The sequence below is a fragment of the Methylobacterium fujisawaense genome, from assembly GCF_014138435.1.
In the GTDB taxonomy this organism is placed as follows: Bacteria; Pseudomonadota; Alphaproteobacteria; order Rhizobiales; family Beijerinckiaceae; genus Methylobacterium; species Methylobacterium fujisawaense.
On the sequence record NZ_JACJIM010000003.1, the window covers coordinates 468,135 to 484,078 of the forward strand.

Below are 15,944 nucleotides of genomic sequence, written 5' to 3' on the forward strand. Positions count from 1 at the left end.
CGGACGAGGGTGAGGCGGGGCTGTTCGCTGACAGTGCCGTCCCGTCGTCCGTGGAGAAGGAGCCGCCGCACTACCACGGCCACCGGGACCGCCTGCGGGAGAAGTTCGCGACGGTCGGCGGCGATGCGCTCCCCGATTACGAATTGCTGGAACTCGTCCTGTTCCGGGCGATCCCGCGGCGCGACGTGAAGCCGCTCGCCAAGGCGCTGGTCGCCCGGTTCGGCAGCTTCGCCGAGGTGGTCAGCGCCGAGCCGGCGCGGCTCCTGGAGGTGGAAGGGGTGAGCGCCGGGGTCGCCTCGGACCTCAAGGTGATCGAGGCAGCGGGCCGGCGGCTTGCCCGCGGTGCGATCCGCGAGCGCGCGCTTCTGGCATCCTGGAGCGCGCTGCATGAGTACCTGCGCGCCACCATGGCGTTCGCGCCGCGCGAGGAATTCCGCATCCTGTTCCTCGACAAGCGCAACCACCTCATCGCGGACGAGGTGCAGGGGCGCGGCACCGTCGACCACACGCCGGTCTATCCCCGCGAAGTCGCCCGCCGGGCGCTGGAACTGTCGGCGACCGCGATCATCCTGGCCCACAATCATCCGTCCGGCGATCCGGCCCCGTCCGCCGCCGACGTGGCGATGACCCGCGAGATCGTGACCGTCCTGGCGCCGCTGAAGATCGTGGTGCACGATCACGTGATCCTCGGCCGCAACGGTCACGCTAGCCTGAAAGGCCTGAAGCTCATCTGATCCTCCGGCCGCCTTGAGCGTTATCGCCTGCGGATATAGCCATGAATGAATGGCGCGCCTCTTGCCTCAGAAGCGGGAGCGTACGGGAGGAGTGAGATGGCGGTGACGGCCTTCGACGAGATGAACGGGATCGGCGCGTCCGATCCGGCTGCCGTCCGTGACGCCTATGGCCAGCTCAAGGCCTGGCTGGAATCCACGCCACCCGAGCATTTCAACACCCGTCGCAGCCAGGCCGAGCTGCTCTTCCGACGGATCGGCATCACCTTCGCGGTCTACGGCGACAACGAGTCGACCGAGCGCCTGATCCCGTTCGATATCATTCCCCGGGTGATCACCAAGCCGGAATGGGCCTTCCTGGAGCGTGGGCTGAAGCAGCGGGTCACCGCCATCAACCTGTTCCTGAAGGATATCTACGGCGCCCAGGAGTGCATCAAGGCCGGCATCATCCCGGCCGATCTCGTCTACCGGAACGCCCATTACCGCATGGAGATGCGGTCCTTCCGGGTCCCCCACGACCTCTACGTCCACATCGCCGGCATCGACATCGTGCGGACCAGCGAGAACGACTTCTTCGTCCTGGAGGACAATGCCCGGATCCCGTCGGGCGTCTCCTACATGCTGGAGAACCGGGAGGTGATGCTGCGCCTGTTCCCGGACCTGTTCTCCAAGCACCGGGTCGCGCCGGTGGAGAACTACCCGGACTCCCTGCTCGCAACCCTGCGCAGCCTCGCGCCGGGCTCGACGACCCGGGACCCCACGGTCGTGCTGCTGACGCCAGGCCGCTACAATTCTGCGTTCTACGAACACTCGTTCCTGGCCGACAAGCTCGGCGTCGAGCTGGTGGAGGCATCCGACCTCTTCACCAAGGACGACGTGGTCTACATGCGCACCACCGAGGGGCCGCGAAAGGTCGATGTGATCTACCGCCGCCTCGACGACGATTTCCTCGACCCGCTGGTCTTCCGGCCCGATTCGGTGCTCGGCGTGCCCGGCCTGATGAACGCCTACGAGCGCGGCTCCGTCACCTTGGCGAACGCGGTCGGCACCGGCATCTCGGACGACAAGGCCGTCTACAGCTACATGCCGGAGATCGTGAAATTCTTCACCGGCGAGGAGCCGATCCTGCACAACGTGCCGACCTATCGCTGCCGCGAGAAGGACGCTTTCGCGTACGTGATGGACAACCTCTCCGAGTTGGTGGTCAAGGAAGTCAACGGTTCGGGCGGCTACGGCATGCTGGTCGGCCCGCACGCCAGCAAGCGCGAGCTGGACGACTTCGCCCGAAAGCTCAAGCACGCGCCCGACGGGTTCATCGCCCAGCCGACTCTCTCGCTCTCCACCTGCCCGACCTTCGTGGCCTCCGGCGTTGCGCCCCGTCACGTCGACCTGAGGCCCTTCGTGCTGTGCGGGGCGGACAAGATCCGGATCGTGCCGGGCGGTCTGACCCGGGTGGCGCTGAAGGAAGGGTCCCTGGTGGTCAATTCCAGCCAGGGCGGTGGCACGAAGGACACCTGGGTGCTCGACGCCTAAGGTCCGCGACGTCCGGACGTTCCGAGGCGCGGACACCGTGGTCCGCACGACTTGGCTGAAGACCGATGCTTTCCAGGACTGCCGACAATCTCTTCTGGCTCTCGCGCTACGTGGAGCGGGCCGACTTCGTCGCCCGTATCCTCGATGCGGCCCACCGTTTCGCCTCGCTGCCGACGAGCTACGGCGGCGGCGGGAGCAACGAGTGGGAATCCGCCCTCGCCTCTGCCGGCGACCCGGACGCGTTCAAGACGCACTACAGTGCGGTGAACGCCGACACGGTCTGCGATTTTCTGGCCTTCAGCCCGCACAACCCGTCCTCGATCCGCTCTTGCATCGAGGCGGCCCGCGAGAATGCCCGCTCGGTGCGCACGGCGCTCACCACCGAGATGTGGGACGCGATCAACGGCGCGTGGCTGGAGTTGCGCAACTACGCCGGCAAGGACCTCAACCGCGACGAGTTCGGCCGCTTCCTCGACTGGGTGAAGACCGTCTCGCTGACCTTCGATGGCTCGGCCTTCCGGACGATGCTGCGCAACGACGCCTTCTGGTTCACACGGCTCGGCACGGCGATCGAGCGGGCCGACAACACCGCCCGCATCCTCGACGTGAAGTACCAGATCCTGCTGCCGCACGACGAGACGGTGGGCGGCAGCCTCGACTACTTCCAGTGGACCACGATCCTGCGCGAAGTCTCGGCGTTCAATGCCTATCACTGGGTGTATCGCGAGAGCGTCAAGCCGCTGCTGGTGGCCGACCTGCTGATGCTCAACAAGCAGATGCCGCGCTCCTTCGCCAACTGCTACGGCGTGATCGTCGAGTATCTGGATCTCATCGCCGACGCCTACGGGCGCCGGGGCCCGAGCCAGCGGCTCGCCGGCAACATGCTGGCGAAACTGGAAGGCGAGGATATCAACCGAGTCTTCGCCTCAGGGCTGCACGAATTCGTCGAAGTGTTCATTGCCGAGAACAACAGGGTGGGCGAGGCGATCGCCAAGCAGTATCTGGTCGGCTGAACGAGACGGACAGGACAGCGCATGCGCATCCGCGTGGTTCACGAGACCTTCTACACCTACGAGCAACCGGCCCGCGGGCTCGTGCAGGTCCTGAGGCTGACGCCCCGGGATCATGACGGCCAATACGTCCGCACGTGGCGGATCGACACCACCATCGACGGGCGGCTCACCGCCCGCGAGGACGGGTTCGGCAATGTCGTCCATTGGTTCACCCCGGACGAGCCGGCCGACGCCCTCACCATCCGCGTGACCGGCGAGGTCGATACCGATGACACGAACGGTGTCGTGCGCGGCACTGTGGAGCGCCTGCCGGATCAGTTCTTCCTGCGCGACACGGATCTGTGCGCGGCGAGCCCCGAGCTGCACGCCTTCGCGGAACGCGTCGCCGCGGAGGGCGACGGTGCGGTTCTGGCTCTCCTGCACAGGCTGATGGGCGCCGTCCGCGGCGCGGTGACCTACGAGCCCGGCCCCGCCTCCAGCGCGGTTCCAGCCGCCAAGGCCTTCGCGGCCGGGAGCGGCGTCTGCCAGGATCTCGCCCACGTCTTCCTCGCCGCCGCCCGCCACATCGGCATCCCGGCCCGCTACGTGGCCGGTTACCGGGCCCGGGACGACGGGCAGGCGGATGTCGAGGCGCCCCATGGCTGGGTCGAGGCCCTGGTGCCGGATCTCGGCTGGGTGGCGTTCGATCCGTGCTACGACGTCAGCCCCTCGGACAATTACATCCGCGTCGCAACGGGCCTGGACTATCTCGGCGCAGCCCCGATCCGCGGCAGCCGCACGGGGGGTGGCACCGAAACACTGGACGTGAAGCTCCGGGTCGAGCAAGGCAGGACCGCCGCCCAATCCTGATCGTTCAGACACCGGTCCGCCGGCCGTAGGAGAATCCGAAGACAATGACCTACTGCGTCGGTGTCCTGGTCGAGGAAGGGCTGGTGATGGTCGCCGACACCCGTACCAATGCGGGGCTCGACGATATCTCGACCTACCGAAAGCTGCACCATTTCAACGTGCCGGGCGAGCGGGTGATGATGCTCGCCTCGGCCGGTAACCTCTCGATCACCCAGTCTGTCCTCAGCATGCTCCAGGAGGGCGTGCCCGGCGAGGAGGACGACGAGCCGCCGCAGAAGCTCGTCGAAGCGCCGACCATGTTCCAGGCCGCGCAGCTGATCGGCCGGGCCATCCGACGGGTGCGGGCGATCGAGAAGGACGGGTTCGAGGCGGCCAACATCCGGTTCTCGATCTCGCTGCTGTTCGGCGGCCAGATCGGGAATGGCGAGATGCGCCTGTACCTGATCTATTCGGCCGGCAATTTCATCGAGTGCAGCACCGATGCGCCCTTCCTTCAGATCGGCGAGCACAAGTACGGCAAGCCGATCCTCGACCGGGCGGTGAGATACACGACCGAGCTGTACGACGCCCTCAAGGTCAGCCTCGTCTCGATGGATTCGACCATGCGGTCGAATCTCGGCGTGGGGCTGCCGATCGACATCGCCCTGGTTCGCCGGAACGCGCTGACGCTGGAAGTGAATCACCGGATCGAGGCTGGTGAGGGCTACTTCCACGACCTGCGCGAGCGCTGGTCGGCGGCGCTCCGGGCCGCGCATCGGGCCATCCCGCGGCCGCCTTACGGGCCGGCGGACAAATAGGGCTTGCGCGTAGGGCTTGCGCGAGGATCCAATCCGGCGCCGTGTCCGCGCGGACTCGCGGCTGATATCGCCCCGCCCGTCGTTCCGAGCGGAGCAAAGGGCCCCGGGTCCGTGCCGGTCGCGAGGCCCGTGCGCCGACCAGGTTGCGCCCCTCACGCGGGGGCGCGATCGGCCGAGCTCCAGGCCTTCAGGACGGCCTGCGCGGCCTCGGCCGGCTCGCGCGCTCGCATCAGCCCACCCATGATGGCGACCGCCGCCGCCCCGGCGGCCCGGCATCCGTCAATTCGGTCCGCGTCGAGACCGCCGAGCGCCACGATCGGAAGCTCGCGATCGCAGGCCGCCGCGAGGCCCGCAAGGCCGAGCGCCGGGCCGTAGCCCGGCTTGCTGGCGGTCGCATAGATCGGGCTGAGGGTGGCGTAATCGGCACCGGCCGACGCCGCCTGGGCAACCTCGTGCGCCGCATGGGCCGACACGCCGATCAGCGCCCGCTCTCCCAGCGCCGCCCGCGCCGCCGCGATGGCCTCCGGTCCCGAGCCGCCGCCGAGATGGACGCCGTCGGCCCCGAGGGCGCGCGCCAACGCGACGTCACCGCCGACCGTCAGGACGCCCTTCGCGGCCCGCACGCGTTCTGCCACGGCCTCGCCGAGGCGCCGACGGGCGTCCGTCTCCAGATCGCGGTCCCGGAACCAGATCCAGCGCCCGCCGCCATCGAGGATCGCCTGCACCGTCTCGGCGAGCGGCCGTGGATGCCCGTGCCGGTCCGTCACCGCGAGCAGCGGCGACGGCAGCGCCCTCACGAGCCGACGAGGCCGAGCTGCGGGCTCGATGGCTCGGCCCGGCCGCGGCGGGGAATGCGCCCGGCGCAATACGCGTCGCGTCCGGCCTCCACCGCCCGGCCCATGGCGCGGGCCATGCGCACGGGATCGTCGGCCTTGGCCACCGCGGTGTTGATCAGGCAGGCGGCGGCGCCGAGTTCCATGGCGATCACCGCATCCGAGGCGGTGCCGATCCCGGCATCGACCACGACCGGCACCTTCGCCCGGCGGCAGATCAGTTCGAGATTGGCCGGGTTGGCGATGCCCATCCCGGACCCGATCAGTGAGCCCATGGGCATCACGGCGGCGCAGCCGATATCCTCCAGGCGCTGGCATACGATCGGGTCGTCGTTGCAGTAGGGCAGCACCACGAAGCCGTCATCGACGAGATGGCGGCAGGCCTCGATCAGCTCCATCACGTCCGGGTAGAGCGTCTCCCGGTCACCGATCACCTCGACCTTGATCCAGTTGGTGTCGAGCGCCTCACGGGCGAGTTCGGCGGTCATGATCGCGTCGCGGGCCGTCTCGCAGCCGGCGGTATTCGGCAGGAAGCGCTTGCCCTTCAGGATCTTGACCGTGTCCGAGCCGTGGCCCTGCAGCGAGACCCTGCGGATCGAGGCGGTGACCACGTCGGCGCCGCTCGCCTGGACGGCGTCGCGCATGATCGCCTGCGTCGGATAGCCGGCGGTGCCGATGAACAGTCGCGACGATAGGCTCACGCCGGCGATGGTCAGGCTGTCATCCCCACCTTCGGGACGCAGCGGCGTATGGGTCTGATCCATGCTCAACCTCCCTGCATGGCGCGAACGATCTCGACGCGGTCGCCCTCCGCGATCCGGGTTTCCCCCCAGTCGCGGCGGCGCAGCACCCGGCCGTTCAGCGCGATGGCGACGCCCTGCGGGCTCTCGATGCCGCTCTCCGCGGCCTCGAGGCGGAACAGCGCGTCCACCGTCTCGGCCGCGCAGTCGCGCGGCTCACCGTTGACGACGAGCTTCATGCCGAGGCCCTCAGCGCGTCCGGCTGGCCGAAGCGCAGGCGGGTGAAGGGACGGGCGACCTCGGGCAGCGCGCCGTGCAACACCAGCGCGGCGATCGCCTCGGCGGTGATCGGGGCGAGCAGGTAGCCGTTGCGGTGATGCCCCGTGGCGGCGACGAGGCCCGGTGCGATGGTGTCGAGGATCGGCGCGTCGTCGTCCGAGGTCGGGCGGTAGCCGCTCCAGACGGCCTCGACTTCCATCTCCTCGATACCGGGCAGCACCCGGCGGGCGCCCTCCAGCAGCGCGTAGAGCCCGCCCGCGGTAACGCCGGGCCGGAAGCCGCAATCCTCCACGGTCGCGCCGACGATGAGCTGGCCGTCGCTCTTCGGCGCCATGTGGACCTGCTCGGTCCAGACCATCCGCGCGAGGGTGCCGGTGCGGGCGGTGGTGCGCAGCGCCAGGGACTGGCCCTTCAGCGGACGGACCGGAAGGGCGAGCGCGTCGGGGAGCAGACCGCCCTCCCCGCTCCAGGCGCCGGAAGCCAGGATGACGGTCTCCGCGGCGACGACGCGGTCGCCGGCGCGGATCCCGGTCACGCGGCCGCCCGACCAGTCGAGGGTGGTGACGGCGGTCCGCTCCACCAGGATCACGCCGGCCCGACGACAAGCCTCGGTGAGGGCCTCCATGACCAGACGGGGATCGACCTGATGGTCCAGCGGGCAGTGGATCCCGGCGGTGACGGAGGGGCGCAGGCCGGGCTCCAGGCGCCGCACCTCGCTGCCCGGCAGCCAGGTGGCGTCGAGTCCCGAGCGGCGCTGCAGGTCGTAGCGGAAGCGCAGGCGTTCGACCTCGTCGCGGCCGACCGCCAGCACCAGGGTGCCGTCCGCCCGATAGTCGATGGTTCGGCCGGACTCGGCCTCAAGGGCGTCGCGGAAGCCGGGCCAGAGCCGGAGCGAGTCCAGGGCGAGCGGCAGAAGCGGGTCCGAGCCGGGCTCGTGCTCGGCGGCCGGAGCCAGCATGCCGGTGGCCGCGAGGCTCGCGCCCGCGCCGATCGTCTCCCGCTCCAGCACGGTCACCGTGCGGCCGGCCCGCGCGAGCCGCCACGCGATCGACAGACCGATCAGCCCGCCGCCGATGACGGCGACGGCGGTCCGCGCCGGCAGGACGGCGGGCGCGACGACGCCCTCGGGATTGCGGCGGCTGCCGATCGGTGAGGCAGGTCGGTCGAAGGGCACAGGCATCTCCGCGGATTGCCGTCGCGGGGAGCGGGCCGTGCGCTTCTACCAGAAGCTATGGCCTGCCTTTCGGGCGGCCGCGGTCCAATCCCTACGCCGGTATGAGCCGGATCAGGTTCGAAGGATTTCCGCGCCGCAGGTCCTAAGGGACGTGCCAGCGGTTTCTCAGCCCCTTGCCGGGGATCTCCCTGGAACAGACGCAGATGTGGCGTCACGGCTTGTGTCGGTCAACCCCGCGCCGCCGCCTCTGCATCATTCCCGTGACAATCCGCGGGTCGCGGTGACAGTCCAGACACCAAGCGGACCGGAATCGGCGCGCGGACAGCGGTCGCGATAGGCGGCGCGCACCATCCCTTCACGCGTCTGGGATCTGATCGCCGGGATCCCGGACCTTCTCCGGGCGCCGGCACTCCACGTCACGGGCGAATTTGCGTGCGCACAATCCTGTTGATCTGCATGCTCGGCTTTCTCGGCGTCACGGCCGTCCTGAAGGTGCGCGACGGCATGCGGGCGGCGCCGGTCGCGCTCGCCGTCGCACCGCCGCCGGAGCCGGATCTCGCAGGCCGTGCCGCCGCCGGTGTGGCCCTCCAGGCTGGCCGCAACGGCCATTTCTTCGTCAACGCTCTGCTGGACGGCCGTTCACTGCCGATGATGGTGGATACCGGGGCGAGCGCCTGCGCGTTCTCCGAGGAGGACGCCGCGCGGATCGGGATCCAGGTCGCTGCGTCCGATTTCACGCGCGTCTGGAACACCGCGAACGGGACGGTTCGCGTGGCGCCGATCCGGATCGCGATCGTGCAGATCGGATCGATCACGGTGCGAGACGTCGATGCGGTCGTGATCCCGCGCGGGCTCCTGTCCACCAGCCTGCTGGGCATGTCATTCCTCAGACGCCTGCGCGATTTCGGCGTCTCCGGCAGCACGATGACTTTGAGGGGCTGAAACGCCCGAACGCCCATGCCGATCTCTGGGGTCGCGGTGCGCCAACGGCGGCTGGCGCGGCCCGTCTCCCCGGGATCGGCTGCGGGACCAGGTCGATCACGCGGCCGATCCTGTGCGGAAAATATTCGGTGCGCAGGCCACGGACGGCCCGATGATGGATGGTCCCCGACCGGTTGAATAATTCAATCTTTATCGGTTAATTTATAGATCTTAGTGTATTGTGTCTGAATATTTCTGAGTTTGACCCCGATAAAGCTGCAAATACGCCGATCAATCAGAATTGTCATGGAGCAATCGGTCGTTTTGTCAATGCGCTGATGTGGTGCTAGTAGCCGTGATGACTGCGCGTTCGAGGCGTGAGTGCATGACGGGGCGGCTTCAGGATGAAGAATCGCGAATCCGCGATCTGCTTATCGATGATCGTGAAGAACGAAGCCCACGTGATCCGTCGGTGCATCGACTCTGTTCGTCCGATCATCGATCATTGGATCATCGTTGACACTGGATCGACGGATGGAACACAGGATATTATCCGTACCGCGCTCGCGGACATACCGGGGGCCCTGGTCGAGCGCCCCTGGGTCGATTTTGCCTTCAATCGGAACGAGGCCCTGAAACTCGCGCGGCGTCACGCGCAGTACGCTCTGATCATCGATGCGGATGATGAGCTGGTCATCCCGGCCGACTTCACGATGCCGAAGTTGCATGCGCCCGGCTATCGGTTCGAGATCATCGACGAGCAGACGCGATACTGGCGCACCCAGTTGGTCAGATGCCGGGAAAACTGGCGCTACCGGGGCGTCCTGCACGAATTTCTCAGCTGCCCCGGCGTCTCCGAGACACCGGTCCTTCCCCTCGCGATGCGCCGGGGTGATGACGGCGCCCGTCACCGAGACACCTCGGCGGACGCGCGGGATATCGCCGTTCTCAAGAAGGCGTTGGCGGTCGAGACCGATCCCCACATGATCGCCCGATACACGATGTACCTCGGGACAACGTATAATGCTGCTGGAGAATACAGGAAAGCTCTCGAATGCTTTCTGATACGAGCAGAGCTGGGCGGATGGGACGAGGAGGTCTATTACAATCTGCTGATGGCCGCCGTGAACGCGGAGCGCCTCGATGAGCCGGAGGACAGGGTGTTGCAGCTCTACGAGCGCGCGACCTCCGTCCGCCCCGCGCGGGCGGAAGCGCGCCACGGGGCCAGTCGGTTCTGCCGGTTGAGGAAGCGGTTCGCGGACGGATATCGATACGCGGAGGCGGGCCTCGCACTCGAACTTCCGAGCGAGGGGATTTCCCTGAATCCGTGGGTCTACGAATACGGCATACTCGAAGAGTTCGCCATCAACGCGTACCATATCGGCCAGTACAGCGCGTGCGGACATGCCTGCCTGAAGATCCTCGAACGGAGGCATGTCCCGAAGGAGGTGGCCATACATGCCGGCGCCTTGGCCCGGGCGGTGATGGCGAGGATGATCGACCCGGTCTGGGGTTGCCGGCACAACCCCTACACTCTGCCGTTCGTGCCGACGTGGTGAGTCCGAGCGGCGCACGGATCGGCTGCGGGCCAGGGTTCACGGCGGACGGGTGGGACGGCTTCCTGACGCCGAGAGCCGATCGAGGACGCGATCGGAGAGGGGCTCAGCTGGATTTGCGCGGGCGCAGGAACTTTGGCCGGAAGACTGCCATGGGCTCGTCGAACCCGTTGAGCCGGTGCTCGCCCAGCGGGATCGGATCACCCCAGAGGAAGTCCACGAAGGGCTTGGACATCAGCAGCGGCTCGCCGAGGGTGCGATTCAGCTGCGCGATGCGGCTCGCGAGGTTCACGTCGCGGCCGATCACCGTGAAGTCGAGGCGGGAGCCGGACCCGACATTGCCGTAGGCGGCCTCGCCGTGGTGGAGTGCGATGCCCGCGGCCACCGGTACCGGGAACTGGTGCAGAGCGTTCGCTTCGTCGAGGGCCGCCAGGGCGTGCTGGGCCGCGGTGAGCGCACCTTTGGCCGCGCCGCCGAGGTCGTCACCGGACTCCCGGAAGATCGCCAGCAGACCGTCGCCGAGATACTTCAGGACCTCGCCGCCCTCCCGCTCGATCGGCGGCACGAGGCAGTCGAAGAACACGTTGAGCAGGCCGACGGCCTCCTCAGGCGTCATGTCGGCGGAGGTCCGGGTGTAGTCGCGCATATCGGCGAACAGGATCGCCGAGCGTATCCGCGTCACCTGTCCGCGGCGGATGTCGCCGGCCAGGATCGCCCGATGCGGCTCGTCGCCGACATAGAGACGCAGGACGTGGTCGAGCTGCTTGTTGAGGACGCGCATCTCCATCACGGCCGCCAGCGCCGGCATGACGAAGCGCAGGATCGCGATGTCGTCGTCCCGGAACCCCTCAGGGGCCCGCGTGGCGAAGGTGATGCCGTTCTGGGTGCCGTTCGTGAAGAACAACGGCGCCACCACGTAGTGGGTGTAGCCGCCGGCCTTCAGGTCCGGAACGATCGCGTAGGCGTCGTCCGGCGTCTTGGACAGGTCGAGGATCAGCCAATCGCCGGTGGCGTGGACCGTATGGAACGGGCTGTTGAGATAGGCGTCCGTCGAGCGGGCGCCGTGCGGGAACAGCCGCACGGTGGTGCCGCCGTCCCGGGTCCAGATCCGGCCAACGCCGGCATATTCCGAATGCAGGGTGTCGATGGCCGTCGATGCCCGGTCCACCGGTACGCCGACGGCGATCAGACGCTCTGCGAGTCCGGTGAGCATCTCCTCGGCGTTGGGCATCCGCGCCCCCTCGCCGAGCAGCCAATCGCGGATGCCGACGGAGGGCTGGAGCGCGCCGAAGGGCACGTCGTCGGCCTCCGATCCGTCCGCGAAGGCCGTCGGGGATCCGGGCGGTGGCGGGCGGCGTTCGAGCATGGCGCCAGAGTGGATGCCGCGCAGCGCCGAAGCAACGCGGTCGACGGGAAAGCGCCGCGTAATCCGCGGCGTGGGCTCAGTTGTCCAGGAAGCTCCTGAGCTTCCGGCTGCGCGACGGGTGCTTCAGCTTGCGCAGTGCCTTGGCCTCGATCTGACGGATGCGCTCGCGGGTCACCGAGAATTGCTGGCCGACCTCCTCGAGGGTGTGATCGGTGTTCATGCCGATGCCGAAGCGCATGCGCAGCACACGCTCCTCGCGGGGCGTGAGCGAGGCGAGCACCCGGGTCGTGGTCTCGCGCAGATTCGACTGGATCGCCGCGTCGATCGGCAGGACGACGTTCTTGTCCTCGATGAAGTCGCCGAGGTGGCTGTCCTCCTCGTCGCCGATGGGCGTCTCGAGGGAGATCGGCTCCTTGGCGATCTTCAGGACCTTGCGGACCTTCTCCAGCGGCATGGCCAGCTTTTCGGCCAGCTCTTCCGGGGTCGGCTCGCGGCCGATCTCGTGCAGCATCTGGCGCGAGGTGCGGACGATCTTGTTGATCGTCTCGATCATGTGCACCGGGATGCGGATCGTGCGGGCCTGATCGGCGATCGACCGGGTGATCGCCTGCCGGATCCACCACGTGGCATAGGTCGAGAACTTGTAGCCGCGCCGGTACTCGAACTTGTCCACGGCCTTCATCAGGCCGATGTTGCCCTCCTGGATCAGGTCCAGGAACTGCAGGCCGCGGTTCGTGTACTTCTTGGCGATGGAGATCACGAGGCGCAGGTTCGCCTCGATCATCTCCTTCTTGGCCTGCCGGGCTTCGCGCTCGCCCTTCTGGACCATGTTGACGATCCGGCGGTACTCGCCGATCTCCAAGCCCGTCTCGGAGGCGAGATCGAGGATCTGCGCGCGCAGCTCCGCCACCTGCTTCGAGCCGCGCTCGACCAGGTTCTTCCAGCCCTTGCCGCCCAGCGTGCCGACGCGCTCCATCCAGTTCGGATCGAGTTCGTAACCCTGATAGTGGCGCAGGAACTCGTCGCGGGCCACGCCGTGGCTCTCGGCGAAGCGCATCAGCCGGCCCTCGTGGCCGATCAGCTGCTTGTTGATCGAGTAGAGCTGACCGACCAGCGCCTCGATGCGATTGTTGTTCAGCGACAGGGACTTCACGTCGGCGACGACGATGTCCTTCAGCTCGGCCTGCTTCTGATTCTGGGCCGGGGTGTTCTGCTCGCCCGCCGCCTTGCGCTCGGTGCCCTCGATCTGGAATTTGCGCAGCTTGCGGTAGTTCGCGGCGATCGCGTCGAAGGTCTCGAGGACCCGCGGCTTGATCTCGGCTTCCATGGCGGCCAGCGAGACGTTGTTCTCGAGGTCGTCCTCGTCGTCGCCGCCCTCCGGGGGCGCCGGCGGCTCGCCGTCCTCGGATCCTTCCTCGCCTTCGCCGAGCTGCGGCGCGTTCTTGCCGTCCGGCCCCGCGTAGGTCGCCTCGAGATCGATGATGTCGCGCAGGAGGACCTTGCCCTCCACGAGCTCGTCCCGCCAGATGATGATCGCCTGGAAGGTCAGCGGGCTCTCGCAGAGCCCCGCGATCATCGCTTCGCGCCCGGCCTCGATGCGCTTGGCGATGGCGATCTCGCCCTCGCGGGACAGGAGCTCCACCGAGCCCATCTCGCGCAGGTACATCCGCACCGGATCGTCGGTCCGGTCGGTCGGCTCCTTGGTGGTCGTGGCGACGGTGACGGCGCGCGCCGGTGCGACCTCGGCGACCTCGCCGCCTTCGGCCTCCTCTTCCTCGCCTTCGGCGGCCTTCTCGCCGGCCGCCTCGTCGGTCTCCTCGGCCTCGACGACGTTGATGCCCATCTCGGAGAGCTGCGACAGCACGTCCTCGAGCTGGTCCGGATCGGACTGGCCCTCGGGCAGAACCTCGTTGACCTCCTCGTAGGTCACGTAGCCGCGCTTCTTGGCGAGCTTCACCATCCGCTTGACCGAAGCATCCGTCAGGTCGAGGAGCGGCCCGTCGGTCTGCTGCTCGGGGGCAGCGTCCGTCTCGTCCCGTTCCGTTGCCTTCGTCGCCATGATCAGCCTATTGTTTCGCACGCGGCGCGTTGCGGAGGCCCCGATGGGGCCGCTCCACGCCGTCGGCGCCGCTGTATGAGATCGGCGCCGGATTGCTCCAGTCGCCTTGAGTCGTCGGTTTCCGTATGCAAGCCTGAGGCTTGACCGATTGTTAACTATGGCGAGACTCCGCCCGCCGCCACCGCCATGACACAGGGATCACGCGGCCGTCGAGTCGCTCGACACCGGTGCGTCGGCCTCCGCCTCGGCGGCGATGACGGTTTCCAGCCTCGCCTTCACTTCGCAGAGCCATGCCCATCCGGCATCGGTCGGATCGTCTTCAAACGCCTGCCGTGCTTCGCGAAGTTCGCTATGTAGCGCTCCTGCCTGCCGGTGCAAGATCATCGCCTGTCTCAGGGCGTCTGCGCGGTGTGCGGGATCGGCGTGCGGGGCCAGGGTCGTGCGGTCCCGAGAGCGGGCCAGGGCGAGGATTCTGTCGGCAGCCGCAGCAAGTCCGGCGCGATTGATGCGATTCTGCAACACTTCCGGCACCGGATGCTCGTCCTCGGCGGCGCAGGCCAGGAGGACCGATAAAATCCCTCGCGCATCCGGATCCTCGAAATCGAGATCGGCGGTCTCTTCGCCGAACTCCGCGATCATCTCGGGATGGGCGAGCAGGGTGCCCACGATCACTGCCTCGCGCACCGAAGCGGCGCCCGTGAAGCCTGCCGAGGCCGTCATGGAGGGGCTCGGACTCCCGGTGATGCGCGGCGAAACGGGCTCGCCGGGCCGGGTGAAACGCGGGCGTCCGCGCGGAGCCCCGCCGGCGGCGGCTCGCGCGCTGCGGGGTGACAGGCTCCGCAGGCGCTCTTCGATATCGTCGCGGTAATAGCGCCGCACGGTCTCGTCGCGGATCGTCGCGACGGTGGTGCGCAGGGTCTGCGTCAGGCCGGCGCGCCGCTCGGGCGTGTCGACCGGCCCCGCTTCGAGGGCGCGCCGCCACAGCAGCTCGGAGAGCGGCAACGCCGCCGTCAGCACCTGATCGATGGCCGCCGGGCCGCCCGACCGCAGCAGGTCGTCGGGATCCTGGCCGCCGGGCAGCAGCGCGATTCGGAGCGAGCGGCCGGGCGCGAGGAGCGGGAGCGCGATGTCGAGAGCCCGGAAGGCCGCCCGCTGGCCGGCTTTGTCGCCGTCGAAGCAGAGAATCGGCTCGTCGGCGTGGCGCCAGAGCAGGCCGACCTGATCCTCCGTCAGCGCGGTGCCGAGGGGCGCAACGGTCTCGGGATGGCCGGCGAGCGTCATGGCGATGACGTCGACGTAGCCCTCGACCGCGATGATCGACCCGCGCTCGTGCGCGGCCTTCCGCGCGCCGTGGAGGTTGTAGAGCGTGCGGCCCTTGTGGAAGAGCGGCGTCTCGGGGGAATTCAGGTACTTGGCGCGCACCTCCTTGGCGAGAGCCCGCCCGCCGAAGGCCACGACCCGGCCGCGTGTGTCGGTGATCGGGAACATCACCCGGTCGCGGAAATAATCGTACGGGACCGAGACGCCCTCTCCGGCCGCGATGAGGCCGAGTTCGACCATCAGCGCCTTGTCGACCCCCTGCCCGGCGAGGTGGTCGCGCAGGGCGTAGCGATCGTTCGGCGCGTAGCCGAGGCGGAAGGCTCGCTGCGTCTCGTCCTTGAGCCCGCGGCGTTCGAGATACGCGCGGGCCTCGCTGCCCTGCCCCGCCCGAAGCCGGTCCTCGAACCAGCGCGCGGCCATCTCCATGACCTCGATCGCCCCGGCGCGCTTGCGTTCGCTGGCGCGGTTGTCCTCGGTGGGGGCCGGCAGGCTGACGCCGGCCTCGCCCGCCAGCCGCTCGACCGCCTCGGGGAAGCTGAGACCCTCCGTCTCCATGAGGAAGGTGAAGATGTCGCCGTGCTTGGAGGACGAGAAGCAGTGATAGAACTGCTTCTGGTCGTTCACGTAGAAGGACGGCGTCTTCTCGGCGTTGAACGGCGACAGGCCGCGCCACTCGCGGCCGGCCTTCTTCAACTGCACGCGGCGGCCGACCACCGACGAGGCCGGCAGCCGGGAGCGGATCTCTTCCAGGATGTGGGGCGGATAGCGCACGG

General features: G+C 68.2%; 14 protein-coding genes and 1 riboswitch. Of the genes, 7 read left to right on the top strand and 7 right to left on the bottom strand.

Annotated elements, in window-relative coordinates; translation table 11 throughout:
- Positions 1-20: 20 nt before the first annotated feature.
- The 5 genes from radC (at position 21) to GGQ91_RS11380 (ending at position 4,923) form a co-directional block, all read left to right on the top strand.
- Positions 21-734 (top strand): RadC family protein, encoded by a 714-nt coding sequence (gene radC, locus GGQ91_RS11360; RefSeq protein ID WP_051045073.1) that lies wholly within the window; start codon positions 21-23, stop codon positions 732-734.
- Between the two features lie 96 nt (positions 735-830).
- On the top strand, positions 831-2,264 hold the full coding sequence (locus GGQ91_RS11365) for a circularly permuted type 2 ATP-grasp protein (RefSeq protein ID WP_182591973.1): 1,434 nt from the start codon (positions 831-833) through the stop codon (positions 2,262-2,264).
- A gap of 65 nt (positions 2,265-2,329) precedes the next feature.
- A complete protein-coding gene (locus GGQ91_RS11370) occupies positions 2,330-3,277 on the top strand; it encodes an alpha-E domain-containing protein (RefSeq protein WP_043383286.1) in 948 nt (315 codons plus the stop codon).
- A 21-nt stretch (positions 3,278-3,298) separates the two neighbouring features.
- Positions 3,299-4,126, top strand: coding sequence for a transglutaminase family protein (locus GGQ91_RS11375; RefSeq protein WP_043755685.1), 828 nt, complete (start codon positions 3,299-3,301; stop codon positions 4,124-4,126).
- Positions 4,127-4,170: 44 nt separating this feature from the next.
- Entirely contained in the window at positions 4,171-4,923 is a 753-nt protein-coding gene (locus tag GGQ91_RS11380; RefSeq protein WP_043356054.1) for a proteasome-type protease, read from the top strand.
- Between the two features lie 152 nt (positions 4,924-5,075).
- Here the strand turns inward: GGQ91_RS11380 and GGQ91_RS11385 are convergent, their stop codons facing one another.
- The 4 genes from GGQ91_RS11385 to thiO are packed head-to-tail and all read right to left on the bottom strand — an operon-like array spanning position 5,076 to position 7,955.
- Positions 5,076-5,720 carry a thiamine phosphate synthase gene (locus GGQ91_RS11385; protein ID WP_043755682.1) on the bottom strand — a complete coding sequence of 215 codons (645 nt, stop codon included), beginning with the start codon at positions 5,718-5,720 and terminating at the stop codon, positions 5,076-5,078.
- Positions 5,717-6,520 (bottom strand): thiazole synthase, encoded by an 804-nt coding sequence (gene thiG / locus GGQ91_RS11390; protein WP_043356050.1) that lies wholly within the window; start codon positions 6,518-6,520, stop codon positions 5,717-5,719. Before thiG ends, GGQ91_RS11385 begins: the two co-directional genes overlap by 4 nt.
- A gap of 2 nt (positions 6,521-6,522) precedes the next feature.
- Entirely contained in the window at positions 6,523-6,735 is a 213-nt protein-coding gene (gene thiS / locus GGQ91_RS11395) for a sulfur carrier protein ThiS (RefSeq protein WP_043356047.1), read from the bottom strand.
- Positions 6,732-7,955 (bottom strand): glycine oxidase ThiO, encoded by a 1,224-nt coding sequence (gene thiO, locus GGQ91_RS11400; RefSeq protein ID WP_075379620.1) that lies wholly within the window; start codon positions 7,953-7,955, stop codon positions 6,732-6,734. Before thiO ends, thiS begins: the two co-directional genes overlap by 4 nt.
- Positions 7,956-8,019: 64 nt before the next feature.
- A riboswitch (TPP riboswitch) is annotated at positions 8,020-8,148 on the bottom strand.
- Between the two features lie 293 nt (positions 8,149-8,441).
- On the opposite strand from thiO, the gene GGQ91_RS11405 reads away from it, so the two are divergent.
- Both GGQ91_RS11405 and GGQ91_RS11410 read left to right on the top strand, forming a co-directional pair.
- The gene (locus GGQ91_RS11405; RefSeq protein WP_244447738.1) at positions 8,442-8,891 is read left to right on the top strand and encodes a TIGR02281 family clan AA aspartic protease; all 450 of its coding nucleotides are present in this window, start codon (positions 8,442-8,444) and stop codon (positions 8,889-8,891) included.
- 416 nt (positions 8,892-9,307) lie between these two features.
- Entirely contained in the window at positions 9,308-10,429 is a 1,122-nt protein-coding gene (locus GGQ91_RS11410) for a glycosyltransferase (RefSeq protein WP_246410648.1), read from the top strand.
- A 103-nt stretch (positions 10,430-10,532) separates the two neighbouring features.
- Here GGQ91_RS11410 and GGQ91_RS11415 read toward each other — a convergent pair whose 3' ends face one another.
- The 3 genes from GGQ91_RS11415 to dnaG all read right to left on the bottom strand — a co-directional run bounded on the left by GGQ91_RS11415 (position 10,533) and on the right by dnaG (position 15,942).
- Positions 10,533-11,792: an adenylate/guanylate cyclase domain-containing protein gene (locus tag GGQ91_RS11415; protein WP_075379617.1), complete on the bottom strand. Its 1,260-nt coding sequence runs from the start codon at positions 11,790-11,792 to the stop codon at positions 10,533-10,535.
- 76 nt (positions 11,793-11,868) lie between these two features.
- Positions 11,869-13,851, bottom strand: coding sequence for an RNA polymerase sigma factor RpoD (rpoD, locus tag GGQ91_RS11420; RefSeq protein WP_043356038.1), 1,983 nt, complete (start codon positions 13,849-13,851; stop codon positions 11,869-11,871).
- Positions 13,852-14,049: 198 nt separating this feature from the next.
- Positions 14,050-15,942 carry a DNA primase gene (dnaG, locus tag GGQ91_RS11425; RefSeq protein WP_182591975.1) on the bottom strand — a complete coding sequence of 631 codons (1,893 nt, stop codon included), beginning with the start codon at positions 15,940-15,942 and terminating at the stop codon, positions 14,050-14,052.
- Between the last annotated feature and the right edge of the window lie 2 nt (positions 15,943-15,944).

What these genes read in the sequence shown, in the direction of transcription:
- GGQ91_RS11365 (WP_182591973.1), top strand. Translation starts at nt 831, where the DNA reads ATGGCGGTGACGGCCTTCGACGAGATGAACGGGATCGGCGCGTCCGAT.
- GGQ91_RS11370 (WP_043383286.1), top strand. Translation starts at nt 2,330, where the DNA reads ATGCTTTCCAGGACTGCCGACAATCTCTTCTGGCTCTCGCGCTACGTG.
- GGQ91_RS11375 (WP_043755685.1), top strand. Translation starts at nt 3,299, where the DNA reads ATGCGCATCCGCGTGGTTCACGAGACCTTCTACACCTACGAGCAACCG.
- GGQ91_RS11380 (WP_043356054.1), top strand. Translation starts at nt 4,171, where the DNA reads ATGACCTACTGCGTCGGTGTCCTGGTCGAGGAAGGGCTGGTGATGGTC.
- thiG (WP_043356050.1), bottom strand. Translation starts at nt 6,520, where the DNA reads ATGGATCAGACCCATACGCCGCTGCGTCCCGAAGGTGGGGATGACAGC.
- thiS (WP_043356047.1), bottom strand. Translation starts at nt 6,735, where the DNA reads ATGAAGCTCGTCGTCAACGGTGAGCCGCGCGACTGCGCGGCCGAGACG.
- thiO (WP_075379620.1), bottom strand. Translation starts at nt 7,955, where the DNA reads ATGCCTGTGCCCTTCGACCGACCTGCCTCACCGATCGGCAGCCGCCGC.
- GGQ91_RS11410 (WP_246410648.1), top strand. Translation starts at nt 9,308, where the DNA reads ATGATCGTGAAGAACGAAGCCCACGTGATCCGTCGGTGCATCGACTCT.
- GGQ91_RS11415 (WP_075379617.1), bottom strand. Translation starts at nt 11,792, where the DNA reads ATGCTCGAACGCCGCCCGCCACCGCCCGGATCCCCGACGGCCTTCGCG.
- rpoD (WP_043356038.1), bottom strand. Translation starts at nt 13,851, where the DNA reads ATGGCGACGAAGGCAACGGAACGGGACGAGACGGACGCTGCCCCCGAG.